The sequence below is a fragment of the Desulfobotulus pelophilus genome (genome assembly GCF_026155325.1).
GTDB classification, from domain to species: domain Bacteria; phylum Desulfobacterota; class Desulfobacteria; order Desulfobacterales; family ASO4-4; genus Desulfobotulus; species Desulfobotulus pelophilus.
The window spans coordinates 1-23,155 of record NZ_JAPFPW010000012.1; the positions used below are offsets into that span (position 1 = coordinate 1).

Below are 23,155 nucleotides of genomic sequence, written 5' to 3' on the forward strand. Positions count from 1 at the left end.
ATCCTGATGATCACCGAAAATGGAAAGGGCGTGGGCAGCCACGGCACGGGCCGTAACATGGAAAACCGTGGGCAGGAGTTCGCCAGCCATTTTGTACATGTTGGGGATCATGAGGAGAAGCCCCTGAGATGCCGTGAAGGTGGATGTGTAGGTCCCCGCGGCAAGGGCTCCATGCACGGCACCGGCAGCACCGGCTTCAGACTGCATCTGACGGACCGTTACGGTCTGGCCGAAGATGTTTTTACGTCCGTCTGCTGCCCATGCATCGGCAATTTCACCGATGGGGGATGAGGGGGTAATGGGGTAAATAGCGGCCATGTCACTGAAGGCATAGGCCACATGGGCCGCTGCGGTGTTGCCGTCGATGGTCATCATTTTTGTAGACATCGAAAAAATTCCTTTTTTTAAATGTTGTCTGTTCTGGTGTCTGTTCCGCAGAGCTTGTAAGGAGGACGGAACATCGCAGATGGAAAACAGGCTTGTAAGCAGGGGTGGCGGGTCTGCGCCGCCCGGATACGACCTGGCGGAGGATTACTCCATAATATCGTTGCGGTCGGATCTCTTTCGTTTTACAGGCGGCTGTTTTCCTTTGCGGTGTCCGGCCTTTTCTCCCTTTGGATGCGCCTGCTGGCCAGGGGGCCACCCGGTCACACAGCAGGCGGAAGCTGCATCGGCAGAAGGGGAAGGCGGAACAGGTTTTTTTAGAGCAGAAAACCCTTTGAGATTACCATTGTTTCCCATTGTAGCCTTATGAAGCATGTTCGTAATCAGGAAACATAGTACGAAGGGGTCGAACTTGTAAAGCGTAAAGATAAAAACAGCATAGGAAGTCTGTCTGGCAGGGGAAGGGAGGCAGGGTGGAAATTTAGAGCACCCGCATGGGCCGGATGCCTGTTTCCTGAGCGGCAAAGGAGCGGAACTCTTCGGCCCGGAGGGGTTGTGAAAATAGAAACCCCTGCATCATGTCACAGTTGTGGGCGCGGAGGAAGGTAAGCTGGTCTTCCGTTTCCACGCCTTCTGCCACTACCGTAAGCCCCAGGCTGTGGGCCAGCGAGAGGATGGAGAGCACAATGGATGCGTCATCCTGATTATGGGGAATTTCCTGTATAAAGGATTTATCCACCTTGAGTACCTGTATGGGAAAGCGTTTGAGGTAACTCAAAGATGAGTAGCCGGTTCCGAAGTCGTCTATGGCAAAACGTATGCCCATATGGGCAAAACGTGAGAGAGTCCGGATGGCGGAATCCGCATCTTCCATAATCACACTCTCTGTGAGTTCCAGCTCCAGCTGTTCCGGTGGCAGGCCGGTATGGGTCAGCAACAGGGAAATTTCATCACAGAGCCCCGGCTGTTGAAACTGCACAGCGGAAAGGTTGACGGCAAGGGAAAGTCCGTGCAGGCCTTCTCGTTGCCATCGGGCAGCTTCCTTCACGGCATTTTCCAGTATCCAGCTTCCAATGGGAAGAATGAGGCCCGTTTCTTCTGCAATGGGAACAAAGATGGAGGGGGCAACCGGATCTCCACCATTCGGATGCCAGCGGAGCAGGGCTTCCGCCCCCGTTATTTTTCCGGAAACAAGATCCACTTTGGGTTGATAAACAAGGTGAAATTCATTTTTTTCAAGGGCTTTACGTAAAAGGTTTTCCATATCCATGCGTTGTATGGCAAAGGTATTCATTTCCGGAGAGAAGAGGGCAAAGCTGTTTTTACCGGTCTGCTTTCCACGATACATGGCCGTTTCCGCATTCTTGATGAGGCTTTCTTCATTCTCTCCATCATCGGGGAACAGGGCAATACCGATGGTGAGGGATGCAAAATATTCTCTGTCTTTCATGCTAAACGGTTTTTTGAGTATGTTTTTGATTCGGAGAGCCGTGGCAGCAGCGGTGCCTGAGTCCTGGATCATGGGGCTGATCACCACGAATTTATCGCCGGCAAAGCGGGCTAAAAATTCTTCCGCCTTAAGTATGGAAGCAATGCGACGCGTAATTTTCTTCAGGATATGATCTCCCGTAAGGTGGCCCAGGGAGTCGTTGACATTCTTGAAGTTGTCTATGTCCAGAAACAGAACGGCCAGCTTTTCCTTTCTCTGGCGTGCAAGAGCAATCATTTTTTCGAGTTCTTCCGTCAGCATTCTCCGGTTGGCAAGACCTGTGAGGGTATCATGGAAGGTTTGAAAGTGCAGTGCCTCCATGCTGGTTTTCAGTTCGCTGATGTCGTGAAAAACAGCCATGTAGCGTACGGTTTTTCCGGTTTCATCGGGAATGCCCGTAATGGCAAGCCACTGGGGGTAGGTTTCACCATTTTTTCTCCGATTCCAGACTTCTCCGCTCCATTCGCCATTTTTCTGAAGGGCATTCCATACATTTCTATAAAAACCCTGTGGGTGAATATCGGATTTTAAAACCATGGGATCTTTTCCCAGAACTTCTTCCGGAGCAAAACCCGTAATGGTTGAAAAGGCCGGGTTGACCCGTTCTATGATCATACTGGCATTGGTTATACAGATACCTTCTATGGTGTTTTCAAAAACCGTATCCGAAAGGAGAAGGAGCCGCTCGTAGGCTTTTTTTTCTGTAATTTCATGCCCGTAAAGGTACCATGCCTTACCGTCTGAAAGGGGGCTTGCGGTAAAAAGGAAAGTTTTGTCTGCTATGGTGGCTTCCACGGAACCCGAGCCGGCGGTTTTTGTGCAGTCCTTAATTATTTTTTCCCATTCTTCACGAATCCTCTGGCCGGGAACGAGATCCCATCCGTTCAGCTGTTCCCGTGCCGCCTTGTTCATATAGTCCAGTATGAAATTTTGGGTTATTCTCAGAACAGGGTTGGGGTTTTCATCCGGAAAGCGGGCAAGGGCTCTGGCTTTTTCCTCGGATTCCCTCCGCTGTTGAACTTCTTTTTTCAGAGTGCTGTGTCCGGTTTGAATATACTCCATGAAATGGTTGAAACATCTGGCAAGAACGCCGGATTCTCCATCGGAAAGAACGGGAGCACGCAGGGAAAAATCTCCTTTTTCGGCTTCACGCATGATGGCGACAAGGCTTTCAATGGGTTTTGTGATGGATCGTCCCAGCCATGCCGTAAGGGGTATGAGGACAATGAGGCAGAGCAGTAGAGAGGCAAAGAGGGTTTTGCTGAGGTTGTGAATGGGTGCGTAGAATTCATCCGTATAGGCTGTTGCGGCAATGACAAGGCCCAGTTCCGGTACGTGGGCGGAAAGTATCACTTTGTTTCTGGGTTTGTTTTCCTGGGGGTTCTGCCAGGTGTAGCGGTGAACGACACGGTCTGCCTGCAGAATTTTACGGATAATGGGCCTGCCTTCGGTATCCAGCCATTTTTCAATGTTCTGTGGTTCAAAGTGGGGGTGAATGAGAAGCTCGCCGCTTTTGTCCATCAGAAAGGCGTACCCGCTTTTTCCAAACCGGAGGTTGTTAATGGCTTCCCTCAGGTCGTCGATTCTCAGAAGGTCCCGGAATTCATCCCTGTAGGAGGAAGCGGAAACAATCCAGTCCCAGGGCTCAAAGTATCCCATATACAGGGCTTTGGGTCTGAAATTCTGTTCCCCCGGGTTTTTCCAGTCGTATTCAACATAGCCATCCTTTGTCCGTTTCTGTTGAGTGACGAAATCAAAATGAGACATATCCTGGCCCTCCAGGTTTCTGTCCATATGGTGCTGCAGAACGCCCTCCTGATTGAGAACATAAATATATCCTGTGTGTCCGATGACCTGCCTGCGGAAAAAAGCGGATGCCTGTATTCTGGCCTGATTTTCAGACAGAGTGCCTGTTTCTGTCTGTCGGTGCAGTTCTTGTAAAATCTGCAGATTGGTTTCGACAACGGTTCTGAGGTGGTTACGTATGGCCACGTTTCCTGCCGTATGGATGAGGCTGTGGATGGTTCCTGTGGTTTTGTCAAAAGTACTTTGTATGTGTCGTTCAATGGTGAGGCGCAGAAGGGTGTGGGCACCTATGCCGGTAAAGGTCATGGCCATGATGAAAAGGGTCAGATAGCTGACCAGCATACGATTCCGGATGGGCATGTTCAGAAATTTCTGCATCAGGGCCATGGAAGAATCCACCTGACAGGACGTTTGGGAAGAAATCAGTCTGGTTTTTACCGTATACGCACATGGAAAGGAGACGTGTGGTTCCCTCTCTTCCGACAACGGAAAGGGGGTCGGGTACGGGCGGGACATATTGTAACGATAAGGTCAGAGTATAGAAGAATCGTTGTCTTTTGTCAATTTACAAAACAGAGATGTATTTCATGAATGAAAGACAGGGCAGGGCAAGCAAATTCTGTTTTTTCCCCGGAACCCTTCCCACCCTTGCGCCTGCAGGGCTTCCGGTGGTAATCATAGCAGGTTTATGTTTCCTCTTTCTTTTTGAAGACTTTTTCCATGCGCTTAGTTTACCTTGCCAAGATGTCTTATTGTCACAGAAAAGCGCACTATGCGTGATCCGTAAGGAGGTTTCATCCTGATGCATACAGAAAAAACATGGGTGCTGGGTGTGGATGTGGGTTCGGTAACCATCGGTATGGCTCTTGTGGCATCCGATGGCAGTATCGGTCGCACGGCCTGTCGTTTTCATCATGGTGATATCATCGCAACGCTGGAGATTCTTTTTCAAGATTTTGAAGGTGAGAATCCTGCAGCCCTCGTTACAACGGGCAGGGCTCGCGGGTATTTTGAAAGTCAGGGGCATTATGATGAAAGGGTGGCCCTGATCGCAGCCCTCAGGAAAAGGCAGCCTTCCGCCCGGGCAGCCCTTGTGGTGGGCGGGGAGAAGTTCGGGCTGATCCGTTTTGATGCCAATGGAGCTTATCAGAGTTACAGGGGGAACACTTCCTGTGCTGCAGGCACGGGTAGTTTTCTTGATCAGCAGGCTGGCCGTCTGGGTTTTTCCGGTGCCGCAGAACTGGCAGAGATGGCCGACTCCCATAGAGGAGAACCTCCTAAAATTGCTTCCCGCTGTGCTGTTTTCGCCAAAACAGACCTGATTCATGCCCAGCAGGAAGGGTATTCACAGGCCGCTATCTGTGATGGGCTCTGCGAAGGTCTGGCCCGGAATGTGGTGGATACGGTTCTTTCCGATGCCGCATGGCAGGGGCCGGTGGTCATGGTGGGGGGGGTAGCCCTTAACGGTGCGGTACGCCGCCATATGGAAAAGCTCGCTGGTGAATCGTTTATTGTGGATCCCCTTTCCCATCTTTTCGGTGCTGTGGGTACGGCCCTGCATTACCACAGGGAACATCCCGATTTGGTGCGGCGGTGTGTCTGGCCCGTTGCCATCCATGCCCGCAAGGAAACCTCCATCGCCACTGCCTGTTATCCTCCTCTGACCCTTGAGATGTCTGTCTGGCCCGAATTTGCTGGCCTTGCCACCAGTATTTTTCGGCCAGAGCACGGTGAGGGACCGGATGTGGAAGTGGACCTTTACCAGCTCCCCGAGGTTTTTGGTGGCAGCCCTCATATTCTGGGAGTAGACATCGGTTCCACCAGTACCAAAGCCGTTCTGGTTTCCCCAAAAGGAGGGGTGGCGGCGGGCTTCTATACCCGGACTCAGGGACGGCCCGTGGCGGCTATCTGTTCCATTCTGGAAGCTCTGGACGGGATGCAGCGGTCCTCTGGTATCACGGTGCCTTTGGCGGGCTGCGCCACTACAGGTTCCGGCAGGAAGTTTGTGGGGGGTATTCTGGGGGCGGATCTCATACTGGATGAAATCACAGCCCATGCAAAGGCCGCCAGTATGCTGAATCCGAAGGTGGATACCATCATTGAGATCGGTGGGCAGGATGCCAAGTTCACCACCCTGAAGGATGGTCGGGTTACCAGTTCCATCATGAACAATGTCTGTGCTGCTGGAACGGGCAGTTTTATTGAGGAGCAGGCCCAGAAGCTGGGGGTTGCCATTTCCGATTATGCCCGTCTCACCGAAGGCGTGGCCGCTCCCCTTTCCAGTGATCGCTGTACGGTGTTCATGGAAAGGGATCTGAATCATTATCTGGCGGAAGGCTTTTCCGTGGAGGAGGTGCTGGCCAGTGCCCTGCATTCCGTCCGGGAAAATTACCTTCTCAAGGTGGCTACGGAAAGCCGGATTGGCGATGTGATTTTTTTTCAGGGAGCCACGGCTAAAAACCGGTCCCTTGTGGCAGCCTTTGAACAGCGTTTGCAAAAACCCATTCTGGTGTCCCGTTACTGCCATCTGACAGGTGCTCTGGGAGCTGCCCTTGCTCTTGGTGAAGCCCTGCCAGAAGCCACCGCTTTCAGGGGTGTGGAGATATATAAGCATCCCATCCCCATTGAGACGGAGGTGTGCACCCTGTGCACCAACCACTGCAAACTCACTGTTGCACAGGTAGCCGGGGCAAAGGTGGCCTATGGTTTTCTCTGCGGCAGGGATTACGAAACAGAAAACTATGTGAATCGCAACCGTGCGGGTTTTTCCCTGAGCAAGGTGAGAAAAAAGGCGCTGGCCATGGCAGACATGGTGCCGCCGGAAGAAGGGGAACTGACCATTGGTCTGCCTGCTGCCCTGCATCTGTATGAGGATCAGGGTTTCTGGAAGGTCTTTTTTGAACGGCTGGGCTTTGCCGTACGGAGCAGTGATACCTATGCGGAAGGAGTTCGAAGTGGCAAGGTGCTGGCCGGAGCAGAGTTCTGCGCTCCCATGAGTGCCATGCACGGTCATGTGGCCTGGCTTTTGGAAAGAACGGACTATGTTTTCCTCCCCTTTTATTTTGAGGAGCGCCGGTCGGACAAAACGGCACGTCGTCAGTATTGCTATTATACGCAGTTTGTTCCCTCTCTGGCGTCCTTTATGGACAGCGCGCGGGTTCTGCGGCCCACGGTCCGGTATCTGTATCCGGATCTGCATACCAAAATGGAACTTTACCGCATGCTGCGCCGTATCAGTGGCCGGGACATTGGTTTTCTGGAGGTGTCCAGAGCATGGGATGCGGCCACCCGCTATAAAGAGGAGTCCGGAAAACGATTGCAGGAAGTGGGGAAAAAGGCAAAAGATGGCGGGGATATCCGCGTGCTGTTGCTGGGCCGTCCTTACAATGTGCTGCCTTCCTGGGCCAACAAGGGTATCCCGGAAATTTTTGAATCCCTTGGGGTGCGTCCCTTTTTTCAGGACATGCTGCCGGATCCTGATAAAAAGGATACTTCCCTGCAGCCTCTGCTGGATACGGTTCACTGGCGTTATGCGGCCCGCATTCTTGCCGCTGTGGAGGAAACGGCAAAAATACCAGGGTTGTACCCGGTGTTTGTGACGGCCTTTAAATGTGCACCGGACAGCTTCATTCTGGACTATGCCAAGGCCATTCTGGAAGCCTGGGATAAGCCCTATCTGGTGCTGGAGCTGGATGAGCACGATTCCAGTGTGGGGTATGAAACCCGTATTGAGGCAGCCATCCGTGCCTTCAGGAATCACAACGAAGGGCAGCAGCCTGCCGCACCTGCCGTACTGAAAGGGGTGAACCCGGAGATGGCTGCAAGCCTAGAGGGGAAAACCCTGGTGCTGCCCAACTGGGATCCCATTACATGCCGCCTGCTGGCTGCCAATCTCCGCAGGGAAGGACTGCGGGTCATTGTTATGGAGGAAAGCGAAGCGGCCATCCGTCGCAGTCTGCGGTTTAATACGGGGCAGTGTATTCCGGTCAATGCCATAGCGGAAGAATATGTGGAAACCATCGACCGGTACGATCTGGATCCGGAAAAGACAGTCCTGTGGATGATGAAGTCGGACATTGCCTGCAACATCAAGCTTTATCCCCATCATATTAAAACCCTCCTTGCCCGTTATGGGGAAAAATATGGCAGGGCAGGTCTTTATGTGGGCGATCTTTCCTTTATTGAAATTTCCATGCGCTCGGCCTTCAATACCTATATTGCCTATCTGTTTGGCGGGCTTCTGCGCAGGGTTGCCTGCAGAATCCGGCCCAGGGAAAAACTTGTGGGCATGACGGATGCGGTGCTGGAAAAAGCCATCACCGTTATGGAGGCTGCCTTTATGGGTGAAAAGGGGAAGGAAGATGCGGCAAGGGAAGTGGCGGCCATGTTTTCCTCCATTCCTCAGGAGGACGGGGCAAGGGTCAAGGTGGCTGTGTTCGGGGATATTTATGTCCGGGACAATGATGTGATGAACCAGAATCTTGTCCGTTTCATCGAGTCCCACGGCGGTGAGGTGATTCCCATGCCCTACAGTGATTATGCACGTATGACCGCTGAGGTATATTTTAAAAAATGGTTCAATGAAGGAAAATACCGGAATCTGATTTCCTACCGGCCCCTGCTGGCAGCCCTGTCCCGTCTGGAGTGGCGGTATTACCGCCATTTTGAACCCCTGATCGGAGAACCGAGACCGGAATATGATGTGCCGCCCGGGGACATCCTGAAGGAGTACGGGGTTTCCATTGAAAATACAGGCGAATCTCTGGATAACCTGCTGAAGGTGTTCTACCTGCACAGGCACCATCCGGATCTGGGGCTTTTTGTACAGGTGAGCCCTGCCTTCTGCTGTGCATCTCTGGTTACGGAGGCCATGGCCGGACGCATAGAAGAAAAAACCGGTATTCCCGTGGTGTCCATTACCTATGATGGCACGGGTGGTTTCCGGAATCAGGATCTGGTTCCTTACCTTACCTTCCCGAGGGTGAAAAAAGGGGAGGAATCCTGCCTGTCAAAGGGAGGGTTTCCCTTTCTCTGTGCCCTGTAACCACTCCAGCAGGGCTGGCTCTTCCATGGGACGGGCAAAGAGCCAGCCCTGGCCTTCATCACAGCCAAGGGAGAAGAGAGCCTGACGCTGGGCTTCGGTTTCCACGCCTTCGGCGGTGATGCTCATGCCGAGGCTGTGACCCAGGCCTATCACCATGCGGGCTATGCTGTCATCTTCCAGGATTTCATGCACAAAACTGCGGTCAATTTTCAGACGCTGGGTATGGAGGTGGCGCAGAACGCTCAGGGAGGAGAACCCTGTGCCGAAATCGTCTATGGCCACCTTCACTCCCATGCTCCGGATGGCATCCAGCAGGGTGCGGATTCGCATAAGATCTTCTGCTGCCATGGATTCGGTAATTTCCAGCTCCACCTGTTCGGCGGGTACGCCCGCATCCTCAATGGCACTCTGCAGTATGGGTATGAAGTCCTGTTCCCTGAGCTGTGCCTGAGATATATTGATGGCCATGATAAGGTCTGTGAAACCTGCATCCATCAGGCGGTAAAGCTGCTGGCAGGCTGTACGCAGCACAAAGGTTCCCAGTGCTATCATGAGGCCGGACTGTTCGGCCAGCGGAATGAAGCGGTCCGGCGGCACAAAGCTGCCATCGGGCATTCGCCAGCGGAGCAGGGCTTCCATACCGCTGGCGAGGCCGGTTTGCAGACTGATTTTCGGTTGATAGACAAGAAAAAGGAGCTGGGTATTGAAAGCTTCCCTGAGGCTGATGAGAAGACGCATGCGCTCCCGTACGTCTTGGCCCATGGATTCGGAAAAGTACAGGGCCGTTCCCTTCTGGCGCAGTTTGGCCTGCTTGAGGGCCACATGGGCATCCTTGAGCAGACGGGATCCGGGGCCGGTATCCTGGGTCAGCCGTACCAGTCCCATGGTGGCGGATATACGGACATGCTGGCCCATAACCTCAAAGTTGCCGGTAAAAAGATCCTGCAGTTTTTCCGGACTGATTTCCCGTGAAGGCCCCAACAGGGCGAAGAGATCGCTGCCCAGCCGGGCAATGAGGCTTCCCTGCATACCGTTTTCCAGCCTCCGGGCAATGGCATGGAGCACCGCATCGCCCATTTCATGGCCAAGGGTGTCATTGATAGCGGAAAAATCATCAATATCCAGAAGTGCCAGCGTAGTTCTTTTTCTTTCCAGTTCTGGTTGTTCAAGAACTTCCAGAAGGCGGTTCAGGTTGGGGATGCGGAGCATGGGGTCCAGATAAGCCTGATCCACCAGTCTCTCATAGAGCATGACATTGTCAAAGCCCACAGCCATACTGGAGCAGAAAACCTCCAGAAGATCCATTTCTGTGGATTCAAGCGTACGCCGAACTTCCACAAACGCCGCCAGTCCCCGTCCTTTTTCCGTAGCAAAATATAAAAGCAGGTCGTGTTCAAAAATGTTTTTTCGTTCCCTGAGGCAATGTTCCAGAGCTTTCTGGACATGGGGCATATTCAGAGTTTCAAGGGGCTGATGCATCAGATGACGAAAGTTACCGGCTGCGGCAATGATGCGGGCGGGTTCTTTGTTTTCCCCCGCACCCTCCTGAGCACAGATCAGCCCTTCCGGTTCCATTTGCAGAAGGGCGCAGAGCTGGGCCACCACGCCTTCGGCAAAAAGCTGCATCCCATTCAGCTTGTTCAGCTCCGTGCTGGCCCTGACCACCATTTCAAGGCCACGCCGCATATCCTCATGGCTGCGCATCTGTGTATAGGCCCTCACCGCAGTGGTGAGGCTGGTGAAAAGGCGTACACGGGTGAGTTCGGATTTGGTTTTGTAGTCGTTGATATCATAACTGCGTATGGTTTCCAGTTCGGGCGCATAGCCGGGCTGGCCGGTACGGAGGATAATCCGCAGGGCTTTCCGGCCGATCTTTTCGCGGACATGATGGACGACCCTGAGTCCTGCATCATCGGATTCCATGACCACATCCAGCAGGATGACAGCAAGGTTGGGGCTGGCTTCCACCATGCGACAGGCTTCTTCTCCGGAATGGGCATGGAGAAGCTGCAGGGGCCGGTTTTCAATCTGAAGATCCCGGAGGGCCAGTTCCGTAGCCCGATGAACATCCCCGTCATCATCCACCACAAGAATCTGCCAGGGCGGACCGGTGTCCGTGGCCTCCCTGTGGGAAGGGTGGGAGTCCGTATCTTCTTCTATGAAGATAAGTTCATCGGAGGGTAAGAGCCTTGGCTGATCATTCATGGTGACCTCGTGTGTCCGCTGTGATGGATCCGGAGCCCTGGTTTTCTTGCTGGGGATGGCCTGGAGCGTGGAGGGGCAGATCCATAATGAGGGTACTGCCCCTTCCCGGCGTGCTTTCCATGCGCACACTGCCGCCGAGAAGCTCACTCACCAGAGAATAAACGATATGCAGGCCCAGGCCGGAGCCGCCTTTTCCCAGCCGGGTTGTAAAAAAAGGATCGAAAATACGCGTAAGATTTTCCGGCTGGATACCGCAGCCGTTGTCTGTGACCCTGATGCGTACGTTGTCACTGTCAATGGCCCGTCCTTCAATGCGGACACGACCTTCTGCCCCTCCTTCAAAAGCATGGATAACGGCATTATTGACGATATTCATCAATACCTGAGTAAGGGGGCCGGGATAGCTGTCCATGTAAATGCCCGGGTCAGCATCATCTTTGAGCTCCACCCTGTTGCGTTTCAGGGTGGGGCTGAGGGTGAGACGCAGCTCATGCAACACTTCGCCCAGTTCAAAGGTTCTGCGCTGGTAGCTGGACTGATCCACGGCTACCTGCTTGAAGCCTGCAATCAGCTCCGCCGCCCTGAAAAGATTTCGTTCAATGATTTCTCCTGCTTCCTGCCACCGGTTGATGAAATGTTCCAGAACGGAGCGTTTCAGTCCTTCGGCACAGGCGGTCTGAAACTGCCGGGTCAGGTCTTTCAGGGTGCTGGCTACCATAACGGCATTGCCGATGGGAGTATTGAGTTCATGGGCAACCCCGGCTACAAGGGATCCCAGACCCGCGAGCTTTTCAGAACGGACCAGTTCGGTCTGGGTAAGTCGAAGGTTTTCCAGTGCTGTCCGGAGTGCCATGGTTCTTTCTTCAACCCGGCTTTCCAGGCTGGTATTGAGGCTTTCCAGTGCCTGCTGCGCTTTGCGCTGTTCGGTTACATCATAGAAGCTGATCATGAGGTCCTCACCCACCATGGCTCCACCCACCAGAAGGTTGCGGCTTTCTTTGTTCCTGCAGCAGATGGTAAGTTCTGTTGGACGAAGCTCTTCGCCGGTTGTGGCAAGATGATCCATTCCTTTATGCCATAGTGCCATGGCTTTTTTCCGGTAGTCCGGGTCCGGATAGGCTTTTTCCCACCAGTCTCTGATGTGGGGAATATCTTCCAGAGTATAACCCAAGAGCTGGGTCCATCTGCGGTTAATTGCCGTAATCCGGCCATCGGTGGCCAGAAGACAGAGGGGGACGGGGGCCAGTTCAAACAGCTCCCGGAATCGCATTTCACTTTGCAGCAGAGCCCGGTTGGCCTTTTGGGCCAGGGTGACATCCCGGAGCACACCCACAAAACGTCTGCGCTTTTCGGAGCCGGACAGGGGCATGTCTTTAGCCGGGTTGAGCGTGACTTCTGCTATAAAAAGTGTTCCGTCGGAGCGTTGATGCCGCCACAGGAACTGGCGGGCTTCTCCGGCCATGGCCGCCGCCATGAGCTGGTCCGCTTCCAGCAGAGAAGGACTGCCATCTTCCTGAAGATCCGGGGAAAGTCTGCCCGGATGGATGCCGATGATTTCGTCACGGCTCAGGCCGAAAAGGCGAAGGGTTGCGGGATTGCATTCAATGATGCGGTCGTCTTCCACCAGCACCATGGCATCGTTGGCCCTTTCCACCATTTCCCGGAAAACAAGAAGTTCCGTTTCCACTTCGCGCTGGCGGGTGATGTCCATGTAGCTTTTGATGAGAAGAACCTGATTTTCCAGGCGGATCATGCGGCCGGAGACAATGACAACCCTCTGGCTGCCATCATAGGAGAGCAGGTATGCCTCCGTGTTGTGGATCTCTCCGGATAGTGTTGTCTGGTGCAGAAACCGGTTGTAGGCATCTTCGTCTTTCCAGAAGTGAAAGGCAGGAGCACACAGATCCTGTACGCTGTCTGCCGGATAACCGAAAAGTTTGTGCCAGGTATGGTTCCAGAGGGTTCTGGCGGGTTTTCCCCTGTCGTCCAGTATGGTGCAGGACATGGGAATGGGTGCGTGGAGAAAAAGGGTATGCATTTCCTGGAGGCTGCCGGATGGAGAGTTGGCATGGTTCGGGCTGGATAAAACGGAATCCGGAACTGTCATGGGGGCATGACCTCCTTCGGATGACTATGAAAGGGGGTGTGTTGTAGAAAGCTGTTTGAATCTAGGCTATTTGTCCTGCCTTGTAAACAGGGTGCCGGTTATGGAGCGCTTGGCAGGATGAACTTTCCGTTGAATTTCATGGATACAAGTGCACACTGTGTGAGCTTTGGAAAGGCCATGGGCCTTTCCGGCAAAAAGGATGGCATATCGGATTTGACGGAGGAGAAAGGGGCGGAACCGTGGAGGATGGGGTGGAGCAATCAGAGGATATGGCAGCCTATCTGGAAGCCCTGAAGCAGTATGGTCCCATCAGGGAAAGGGTGGTGGTGCACAAAAAAATGCCGGGGCATACGGCCACTTTTGGGCAGGCGGACCCTCCGCTTGCCCCTCCCCTTCGCCGTATGCTGGATGCCATGGGTGTCGGGGAGCTGTATGCCCATCAGGCAGAGGCCATAGGCCGCATCCGTCAGGGATTGCATACGGTGGTGGCCACACCCACAGCCAGCGGCAAAAGTCTCACCTATACCATTCCCGTACTGGAGCGGTTTCTTGCCAACCCCAACGCCAGAGCTCTTTACCTGTTTCCCTTGAAAGCGCTGGCAAGGGATCAGAAAGAAACGCTGGAAGCCATCATCCCTCACATGGAGGTTCTCAACCCTCCCACGGTTGCCGTTTATGACGGTGATACCTCTTCCCACGAAAGGTTGAAGATACGCCGGCGTCCTCCTGCCGTTCTGATTACCAATCCGGAAATGCTGCATTTGGCCCTCCTTCCTTTTCATGATAAGTGGGCTTCTTTTTTTTCTTCCCTTGAAACCGTTGTCATTGATGAGGTCCATACTCTGCGGGGGGTAATGGGTTCCCATATGGCATGGGTGCTCCGGAGACTGCTGCGCATCTGCCGGTATTATGGTGGTACTCCCACCTTTGTTTTCTGTTCTGCCACCATAGACAGTCCGGAGGATCTGGCCGGGAGGCTCACGGGGCTTTCCGTGGCCTGTGTTTCGGGTTCGGGTGCGGCAGCACCGCCCAAACATTTTCTTATGCTGGATGGCATGGATGCAGGCAGCCGCATGGTGCTGGATCTGATCCATGCGGCCCTGCACAGGGGGTTCCGAACCCTGATCTACTGTCAGAGTCGGAAAATGACAGAGTTGATTGCACTCTGGGCCAACGGGCTTTCCGGTGCATTCAGGGGAAAAATTGCCGCTTACCGGGCAGGCTTTCTGCCTGAGGACAGGCGGAAGATAGAAAAGAAGATGGGTTCAGGTGAACTTCTTGCCGTGGTTTCCACTTCTGCTCTGGAGATGGGTATTGATATTGGAGCGCTGGATCTCTGCATCCTTGTGGGCTACCCCGGCACGGTAATGGCAACATGGCAGCGTGCCGGAAGGGTGGGGCGGAGGGACAGAGAGTCGGCCGTGCTGCTCATTGGCGGGGAAGATGCGCTGGACCGTTTCATGCTGCGTCATCCCGATGTTTTTTTTTCCATGCCGCCGGAAAAGGCCATTGTGCATCCGGCCAATCCGGTGATTGCGGCCCGGCATCTTGCCTGTGCTGCTGCGGAGTTGCCCTTACGCTGTGATGATCCCATGGTTATGGAATTTCAGGGTATGATGGGCCGTGTTCTCAGGGAAGGCGGCCTTTTTGAAAGCAGGGAGGGTTCTCATTTTCTTTCTTCCCTGAAATATCCCCATCGGGGTGTGAACCTCCGGGGCGGGGGGAGGCCCATGATGATAGTGGAGAAGGAAAGTGGCCGGAGCATAGGAGAAAGTGATCTTTTCCGGGCCATGCGGGAGACCCACCCCGGAGCGGTGTACCTTCATAACGGAGAACACTTCCTTGTGGAAGATCTCGATGTGGACAGAGCAAGGGTCACGGTGCGCAGGGAGAAGGTTCCGTATTTTACCCGGCCCAGAGGTTTCAAGGAAACCCGGATTCTTGAAATCATGGACACAAAAAGGGTGGCGGGTACCCGGGTTGGCCTGTGCCGTCTGGAAGTAAGGGATCAGATAACAGGCTATGAGAAACGACACAGTAAGGGCCAGCGTTTTCTGGGTGTCACTCCCCTGAATCTGCCTCCCCAGCATTTTGAGACCGAAGGTATCTGGATAGAAATTCCCGAAAGAGTGGAGCCGTATCTTGCGGAAAGGCAGATGCACTTTATGGGGGGTATCCATGCCATGGAGCATGCTGCCATCGGTATACTGCCTCTGGTGGTGATGTGTGACCGCAATGATCTTGGTGGCATTTCCCAGCCCTTTCATCCTCAGGTGCAGAGGGGATGTATTTTTATTTATGACGGTGTGGCGGGGGGGATAGGTCTGTGCCGGGAAGCCTTTGAAAAGGCAGAACATCTTCTTGTCCGTACCCGGGATCTTGTGGCGAACTGTCCCTGTGAAAGCGGTTGCCCCGCCTGTGTGCACTCTCCCAAATGCGGTTCAGGTAACCGACCCATAGATAAGGCGGCCGCCATTTGTCTTCTGGAAGGGCTGCTCATGCCATCCGGTGAGCCCCTGCCGGATCTTCCGTCCGTGGCCTTTCCTCCGGAGATTCGGGAGCCTGGCCCTGTGTCGGGAAAACGATACCTTGTACTGGATCTTGAAACCCGCAGATCCGCAGCAGAGGTGGGAGGCTGGCACAGAGCCGACCGCATGGAGGTAAGCTGTGTGGTGGTTTATGATTCAGCCCTCGATGACTGCATCACCTTCCTTGCCGAAGATATGGATGAGCTGATTGTTCTTCTGAAGCAGGCAGACCTTGTGGTGGGTTTCAATATTCTGCGTTTTGATTACCGGGTTCTTTCCGGATACACGAATTTCGATTTTTCTTCCCTGCCCACCCTTGATCTTCTGGTAAAGGTGCATGAACGACTGGGATATCGTTTATCTCTGGACCATCTGGGCAGGGAAACGCTGGGGGCTCAGAAAAGTGCCGATGGTCTCCTTGCCCTTCAGTGGTGGAAGGAGGGTAAACTTCTAGAAATTATTGACTATTGCCGTCAGGATGTTGTGCTGACCCGGGACCTTTATCTTCATGGCCTTGAAAAGGGATATGTGCTTTTCCGCAATAAGGCGGAGCAGGTGGTGCGCCTGCCGGCATGGTAAACAAGGGCAATCTTTTTCTTTTTTTGCTTTTTCCCCTTTCTTGACAAGACTTTTTTGGGCCTTATCTTCTTGCCAACCTCACCGGGATACGGTGAAAGTACATAGCAAAGGCATCAAAAGGAACTTAATTTTAAAGGCTTATCCCATATGTGGCTGTACCGTCAGGCCTTGGATGATAGTGCAAAGGCGGTAAAGAACAGTCTGTTCATGGAATGGTGGCCGCAGACTCTGGAAGTCAGGGTCCGGCAGTAAAGGAGAGAGGGCATGCAGAACAAGAGATCATGCCCTTTTTAATGGAAATTCCAGATGTCCTAAGGTGAATGGGATCTGCGTCAGGAGATGAGGATTGAAACAGGCAGATATGGATAACAGGACGGAAGTGAGACCTGAAGAGGAACGTGAAGGAGTAAAGGACGCACCTTTTTCCGGTGAATCCCTTTCTCCGCAGGAGGATGAGCAGAACCCTCCTGTGCCCGGAACGGAAGACAGGCCGGAAGCTCCTGCGGGAGAAGAAAAGCCTGCAGAGGAGAGGGAAGCCAGTCTTGCTGAAAAACTGAAGAGCAGTGAAGTTGCCCTGAAGACGGCGGAAGACCGTTATCTGAGAACCGTTGCGGAACTGGACAACTTTAAGAAAAGAACGGCCCGCGAGACGGAAGAGTTCCGTAAATATGCCAATGTCTCTCTGGTGCAGAAACTGCTGCCCGCTCTGGACAATCTGGAGAGGGCCATGGATTCCGCAGGAAAGGATGAAGCCATTTCTGCCATAGTGGCAGGGCTTCGTATCACCCTTGCGGATATTCTGAAGGTCTTTTCCGAATTCCATGTCAAATGTGTGGAAGCGGAGGGCAAAAAGTTTGACCCCGTCTACCACATGGCCGTTGCCCATGAGGAAACGGATGCGGCGGATCCGGATACGGTTATCCGGATTTTTCAAAAGGGATATATGATGCACGACAGACTGATACGCCCGGCCATGGTATCCGTAGCCAAAGCCATGGCGGCTCCTGCGGAAAATCAATCCGGCGGGGCAGGGGAGAGTAATCAGGCACCTGATCAGTCCGTGGATGCTGACAGACGATAAGTTAAAAGGAGAACATAGATATGGGTAAGATTATTGGTATCGACCTTGGAACCACCAACTCCTGTGTGGCCATCATGGAGGCAGGAGAACCAAAAGTTATTGCCAACACGGAGGGTGGTCGTACCACTCCTTCCATTGTGGCCGTTACGAGCTCCGGAGAACGTCTGGTAGGGCAGCCTGCCAAGCGTCAGGCCATCACCAACCCGGAAAATACCATTTTCGGTGTAAAAAGACTGATTGGCCGTAAATTCAATTCTCCTGCCGTGCAGAAGGACAAAGGTGTTCTTCCTTTTCACATTGAAAGTGCGGATAACGGAGATGTGGGTGTAAAAATTCAGGATAAGAAGGTCAGCCCTGCTGAGGTCTCCTCCTATATCCTTGCTTATATTAAAAAGGTAGCCGAAGAATATCTTGGTGAGCCCGTAACGGACGCCGTTATTACGGTTCCGGCCTATTTTGATGACAGCCAGCGTCAGGCCACAAAAGATGCGGGTACCATTGCCGGTCTCAATGTGAAACGTATTATCAATGAGCCTACGGCAGCTTCTCTGGCTTATGGTCTGGATAAAAAATCCGATGAAAAAATTGCGGTTTTTGACCTTGGCGGCGGTACCTTTGATATCTCTGTGCTGGAAATAGGAGATGGTGTTTTTGAAGTGAAGGCCACCAACGGGGATACCCACCTTGGGGGTGAGGACTTTGATAACCGCATCATCGATTTTCTGGCAGACAGCTTCCGTAAGGAGCAGGGCATTGATCTCAGAAAAGACAAAATGGCTCTGCAGCGTCTGAAAGAAGCAGCGGAAAAGGCCAAGATCGAGCTTTCCTCCTCCATGGAAACGGAAGTGAACCTGCCTTTCATTACGGCCGACGCATCCGGGCCTAAGCATCTTCAGGTCAAGCTGTCCCGGTCCAAGCTGGAATCTCTTGTGGCAGACCTTCTGGATAAACTGGAGTTTCCCTGTGTACAGGCCCTGAAAGATGCGGGAATCAGTGCTTCCAATATTAACGAAGTGGTTCTGGTGGGCGGTATGACCCGTATGCCTGCGGTGCAGGAGCGGGTGAAAAAGATTTTCGGCAAAGAGCCCCACAGGGGCGTGAACCCGGATGAGGTTGTGGCCATAGGCGCTGCCATTCAGGCCGGTGTACTGCAAGGGGATGTGAAAGACGTTCTGCTGCTGGATGTAACGCCCCTTTCTCTGGGTATCGAAACCCTGGGCGGTGTTATGACAAAGCTGATTGAACGTAATACCACCATTCCCACCAAGAAAAGTCAGGTGTTTTCCACTGCCGCCGACAATCAGCCTGCCGTATCCATCCATGTGCTGCAGGGTGAAAGGGAGATGGCGCGGGATAACAAGACCCTCGGTAACTTCGAACTCAGGGATATACCGCCTGCACCAAGGGGCGTTCCCCAGATTGAGGTGGGTTTTGACATTGACGCCAACGGCATTGTGCACGTGTCTGCCAAGGATCTGGGTACGGGTAAGGAACAGTCTATCCAGATTACTTCTTCCAGCGGTCTTTCCACGGATGACATTGATCGCCTTGTGAAGGAAGCGGAAATGCATGCCGATGACGATAAGCGTAAGCGGGAACTGGTGGAAGCCAGAAATACGGCAGACAGCATGGTCTACCAGACGGAAAAATCTCTGAAGGAAATGGGCGACAAGGTGGATGCGGATACCCGTTCTTCCATTGAAACCGCCGTGGAAGACCTGAAAAAGGTCATGGATGGTGAAGATCTGGAAGCCATCAAAGCCAAAACCGAAACCCTGACTCAGGCTTCCCACAAGCTGGCAGAAGTCATGTATCAGCAGCAGGCGGCTGGTGCGGCGGCGGATGCGGCAGGAGCGGGCGGTGCGCAGGATGCTTCCCGTCCTCAGGATGATGATGTGGTGGATGCGGACTTTGAAGAAGTAAAAAGTGATAAAAAAGACTGAAAAGACAGCTGATAATCATCCATCAGCCTGAATAGGGGGCTGGCCCGTGGTGCCGACATGGCAATGAGGGGCCAGCCCTTTTATTTTTTTCTGACACAGATGCCGGTTTGGGCTGGCCGCTTGCCTGCCGAAGCCAGTGCATGGTTTTTTTGCCATGGCCTGTCCTTTGAATGGCGGGTGGTTTTTTTGTCCATTTTGCCCCTCGGTCCCTATAGGGAGAAGGGTCTGCCCGGCACACAGGTCTGGCTGCAGGCCCGGATTTTCACAGGCGAAATGCGGGGCATGAAGACCGGGTATTGTAAAAAATGAGCTGGTCATGGATTTATGTGCAAGGATTTCAGGATTCTGTAACCGCATGCCTGATTTGTTGAATAGTTACGGTTGATCTTCAAAAGGCTGCGGATTATCCTGCCCCATTACCCGAATGGGCAACGTCAGTACTTTACGGAAGGAAAAGAGAAACGATCATGCAGTTAATCACGGAGATTCTCGCTCAGAACGCCCGGAATTTTCCGGACAGTATCGCCCTCGTGGAACGGGTTCCGGAGACGGAAACCCGCAGCTCCATCACATGGAGTGTTTTTCACCAGGAAAGTCTTCGCCTTTCCAGAGCCCTCCGCATGCGGGGTTATTCCAGAGGGGAGAAGGTTGTACACCTTATGACCAATTGCCTGGAATGGCTGCCGTATTATATGGGCATTCTGGAATCCGGAGCCTGGGCCGTTCCCTTGAATTTCCGGTTTCTTGCGGATAAAATTCTTCGCTGCACGGTTCTTTCCGAAGCCAGAGTACTCATTTTCGGACCGGAGTTTGTGGACAGGGTCCGGGCGGTGAAGCCCGGTCTGGATGCGGTGGTGGAGCTGTACGTGTTTGCCGGGCCGGAGGAGGATAGGCCCCGCTTTGCCATGCCCATGGCCGATCTTCTGGCAGAAGGAGACCGGGAAAAGGCCCGTGCCCTTCCGCCCGTAGCTCTGGAGCCCGATGATGAGGCGGCCCTGTACTTTACCTCCGGTACGACGGGGGATCCCAAAGGGGTGCTCTTAACCCATGGTAATCTGGCCTTTGCCTGTGAGGTGGAGCATCGTCACCACCAGCAGAAGCCCGAGGACGTCTTTCTTTGCATTCCGCCCCTGTATCATACGGGTGCCAAGATGCACTGGTTCGGTAATTTTAAGGTGGGTGCGGCTTCCGTATTACTGAAGGGTGTATCTCCCCAATGGATTCTGGAGGCTGTTTCCGAAGAAAAGGCCAGCATCGTCTGGCTGCTGGTGCCATGGGCCCACGATATTCTCCATGCCGTTGAATCCGGTGAGTTGCGTCTGGAGGATTACGACCTTTCCCGATGGCGGCTCATGCACATTGGAGCCCAGCCCGTTCCCCCCAGTCTGGTGAAGCGCTGGAAGAAAATTTTCCCCCATCATCAGTATGACACCAATTATGGATTAACCGAAGCCACGGGGCCGGGATGTGTGCATCTGGGGCTGGAGAATACCCACAAGGTCGGTGCCATCGGACAGCCGGGATGGGGTTGGGAGTGCCGCATTGTGGACCGGAAGATGCAGGAAGTTCCCTTTGGCGAGCCCGGTGAGCTGATTGTGCGGGGGGGCGGCGTGATGCGGGAATATTACGGTAATCCCAAGGAAACGCAGAAAAGCATGAAAGAAGGCTGGCTCTGCACCGGTGACATTGCCCGGCAGGATAAGGATGGTTTTTACTGGCTGCTGGACCGCAAAAAAGATCTGGTCATTACGGGTGGGGAGAACGTGTATCCCGTGGAGGTGGAAAATTACCTGATCCGTCATGAAAAAATTCAGGATGTGGCCATTATCGGTACCCCCGATGACCGGCTGGGCGAGCTGGTGACGGCTGTCATTCAGCTCAAGCCCGGTCGGGAGATGGACGAGGAAGAGGTGGCATCCTATTGCCTTGGTATGCCCCGTTACCGCAGGCCCCGCATTGTTCACTTTGGGGAAGTGCCGAGAAATCCCACCGGTAAAATTGAAAAGCCCGTGCTGCGCAAACGCTATGCGGGGATTTATTCCAGTTTCAGGAGGGATTGAGCAGGAAAAAGACCAGCACAAAGAGGCCGGTGTCTGACTCCGTCAGCCCTCCGTTGAAAATTTTTTTTTTGTTGCAACCAGAAAGCCCTCGCACCGGAACCGGTGCGAGGGCTTTGAAAAAGGGGTCAGGCCCCTTTTAGTCCGCTTTTCGAAAAAAGGGGTCAGACCCCTTTTGGTTTTTAGCTTGTGACCCCTTTTAGCTTGGACTGGTGTTTTGTCAATATGGAAAGATGGTCTTTTATATGGTCATTTGGAGTGTAAAAGGGGTACGACCCCTTTCAGTTACAAAGCAACTTGACACAACAAACCCCTTGTATTACGTATTGTAATACGGAGGTGGTGATATGATCACATTAAGACTTGATCCGAACTTAGAAAAAGAGATTAGTACCGTTGCCAAAAACCTTGGCCTGACAAAATCCGATTTGATACGTAAAAGCGTAATTGAATATCTCGGAAAGATAGAAAATCCTAATGCTTGGGAATTGGGCAAAGATTATTTTGGCCGATATTCAAGTGGTATGGAAAATTTGTCGGTAGATCGAAAAATGATTTTAAAAGAAAAGATCCGGGCAAAAAGAAAATGAAAAAAATTCTAATAGACTCTGGCCCTTTAATCTCATTATTCGATTCATCCGACAGATATCATCAAGAAACACTTAATTTTATTAAACTAAATAAATTTCCCCTTGTTACAACGATAGCTTCCATTACAGAAACACTTCACTTATTAGATTTTAACCGAAATGCCCAGATAGATTTTTTAGAATGGATTGGCAGAGGAGGCGTTGAGATCCATGATATCCAAAATAAAGATTTTCACCGATTAAAAGAGCTGACAGAAAAATATCGTGATTTGCCAATGGATTTTGCGGATTCATGTCTTGTGTATATGGCTGAACAACTCAACATAAATACCATTGCAACTATTGATCGTGATTTTACAGTTTACAGGGTTAAAGGAAGAAAAAAGTTCGAAATTTTATTTTCTTAGGTAGAAAAGGGGTCAGAGAAAAGGGGTTTGACCCCTTTTCGTTAGAAGGTGCGGAGACCAGAAGGTGAATGTGGTTGGTCATCAGGCACTAGGCATGGATGTCCACACCTCTTTTGACGGCATGTCCGCCCAGCCAGTGGAGGTAGGCGTGCAGTCGTCATCGCTGAAAAAGACAGGATTCCGGGCAACACCCCGCTGGATCAGATGCAGAGGAACACCGGAAATGTGAATTCTTGGGCGTCTTGGCATTTTTGTCACCTTTAGAGAAAAGGGTCTAGAAAGGGGTCAGACCCCTTTTGGAAAAAAGCAAAGAAAAACCCCCGCCATTTCTGACGAGGGTGTAAAAGGGGTCTGACCCCTTTTAGTTTTTAACAAATAAAACAATCTCTGTTTTGATTTTATCAGCGTTACTTGCCTGATATGCTGTGAACCACTCAGAAGGGCCACTAGTTAAAGTGATCGTATACGTGCCTTCTGAACCAGTTTTTTGTTCGGCTTTATAGTTAAAGTCTCCTACTGTTTGGTCGACAGGAGCGGTAAAATTTGTACTTTTCACAACACTATTTGCGTACAGCATAGAAACATCAGCCTGAGCCGCAGCTAAAGCACCTTTAACGGCATTGTCTCTTGCCGAATCCTGCATATCAAAATACCTCGGCACGGCCACAGCCGCCAGAATTCCCAGCAGCACCAGCACGGCAATAATTTCAATCAGGGTGAAGCCTTGCTGATTGTTCATCAATGATTTTCTCTGTTCCATGGTTTTTCTCCTAAGGGGTGTTTTTTGAATCCTATGCCGAAAAAGCTTCCGGCCCTCTTCATATCTGCCCGAAACTTAAAAGCACAAACCGTGCCATAGTTTTTTTCTGTCAATCCCGTACATCCGGGGTCTTTCTCCTTTTCCTCTCCCTCCAAATTGTGTTGACGCACCTGCA

12 protein-coding genes and 1 pseudogene are annotated in these 23,155 nt (G+C 52.5%); 7 read left to right on the forward strand and 6 right to left on the reverse strand.

The window, feature by feature from the left end; all coding sequences use genetic code 11:
* Both OOT00_RS10690 and OOT00_RS10695 read right to left on the reverse strand, forming a co-directional pair.
* A pseudogene (locus OOT00_RS10690) lies at nt 1–387 on the reverse strand (pyruvate:ferredoxin (flavodoxin) oxidoreductase); the annotation flags it as partial.
* Between the two features lie 478 nt (nt 388–865).
* The gene (locus tag OOT00_RS10695) at nt 866–4,066 is read right to left on the reverse strand and encodes an EAL domain-containing protein (RefSeq protein ID WP_265425371.1); all 3,201 of its coding nucleotides are present in this window, start codon (nt 4,064–4,066) and stop codon (nt 866–868) included.
* A 415-nt stretch (nt 4,067–4,481) separates the two neighbouring features.
* Here OOT00_RS10695 and OOT00_RS10700 point away from each other — a divergent pair, with 415 nt between their 5' ends.
* A complete protein-coding gene (locus OOT00_RS10700) occupies nt 4,482–8,723 on the forward strand; it encodes an acyl-CoA dehydratase activase (RefSeq protein WP_265425372.1) in 4,242 nt (1,413 codons plus the stop codon).
* Here the strand turns inward: OOT00_RS10700 and OOT00_RS10705 are convergent.
* Both OOT00_RS10705 and OOT00_RS10710 read right to left on the reverse strand, forming a co-directional pair.
* Nucleotides 8,688–10,928, reverse strand: coding sequence for a putative bifunctional diguanylate cyclase/phosphodiesterase (locus tag OOT00_RS10705; protein WP_265425373.1), 2,241 nt, complete (start codon nt 10,926–10,928; stop codon nt 8,688–8,690). The genes OOT00_RS10700 and OOT00_RS10705 overlap by 36 nt on opposite strands.
* A complete protein-coding gene (locus OOT00_RS10710; protein ID WP_265425374.1) occupies nt 10,921–13,035 on the reverse strand; it encodes a PAS domain-containing sensor histidine kinase in 2,115 nt (704 codons plus the stop codon). The genes OOT00_RS10705 and OOT00_RS10710 overlap by 8 nt, the downstream gene beginning before the upstream one ends.
* A gap of 239 nt (nt 13,036–13,274) precedes the next feature.
* Here OOT00_RS10710 and OOT00_RS10715 point away from each other — a divergent pair, with 239 nt between their 5' ends.
* The 6 genes from OOT00_RS10715 (at nt 13,275) to OOT00_RS10740 (ending at nt 22,220) form a co-directional block, all read left to right on the forward strand.
* Complete coding sequence (locus tag OOT00_RS10715; protein ID WP_265425375.1) at nt 13,275–16,142, forward strand: DEAD/DEAH box helicase; 2,868 nt, start codon at nt 13,275–13,277, stop codon at nt 16,140–16,142.
* Nucleotides 16,143–16,488: 346 nt separating this feature from the next.
* Entirely contained in the window at nt 16,489–17,223 is a 735-nt protein-coding gene (gene grpE / locus OOT00_RS10720) for a nucleotide exchange factor GrpE (protein ID WP_265425376.1), read from the forward strand.
* 20 nt (nt 17,224–17,243) lie between these two features.
* Nucleotides 17,244–19,166: a molecular chaperone DnaK gene (dnaK, locus tag OOT00_RS10725; RefSeq protein ID WP_265425377.1), complete on the forward strand. Its 1,923-nt coding sequence runs from the start codon at nt 17,244–17,246 to the stop codon at nt 19,164–19,166.
* Between the two features lie 467 nt (nt 19,167–19,633).
* Nucleotides 19,634–21,226, forward strand: coding sequence for a class I adenylate-forming enzyme family protein (locus tag OOT00_RS10730; RefSeq protein WP_265425378.1), 1,593 nt, complete (start codon nt 19,634–19,636; stop codon nt 21,224–21,226).
* 344 nt (nt 21,227–21,570) lie between these two features.
* Nucleotides 21,571–21,813, forward strand: coding sequence for a CopG family transcriptional regulator (locus OOT00_RS10735; RefSeq protein ID WP_265425379.1), 243 nt, complete (start codon nt 21,571–21,573; stop codon nt 21,811–21,813).
* Complete coding sequence (locus OOT00_RS10740) at nt 21,810–22,220, forward strand: type II toxin-antitoxin system VapC family toxin (protein ID WP_265425380.1); 411 nt, start codon at nt 21,810–21,812, stop codon at nt 22,218–22,220. The genes OOT00_RS10735 and OOT00_RS10740 overlap by 4 nt, the downstream gene beginning before the upstream one ends.
* A gap of 81 nt (nt 22,221–22,301) precedes the next feature.
* On the opposite strand, the gene OOT00_RS10745 is transcribed toward OOT00_RS10740, so the two are convergent.
* Nucleotides 22,302–22,469, reverse strand: coding sequence for a hypothetical protein (locus OOT00_RS10745; RefSeq protein WP_265425381.1), 168 nt, complete (start codon nt 22,467–22,469; stop codon nt 22,302–22,304).
* A 112-nt stretch (nt 22,470–22,581) separates the two neighbouring features.
* Nucleotides 22,582–22,980 carry a type IV pilin protein gene (locus tag OOT00_RS16265; protein WP_303649957.1) on the reverse strand — a complete coding sequence of 133 codons (399 nt, stop codon included), beginning with the start codon at nt 22,978–22,980 and terminating at the stop codon, nt 22,582–22,584.
* Nucleotides 22,981–23,155 lie beyond the last annotated feature (175 nt).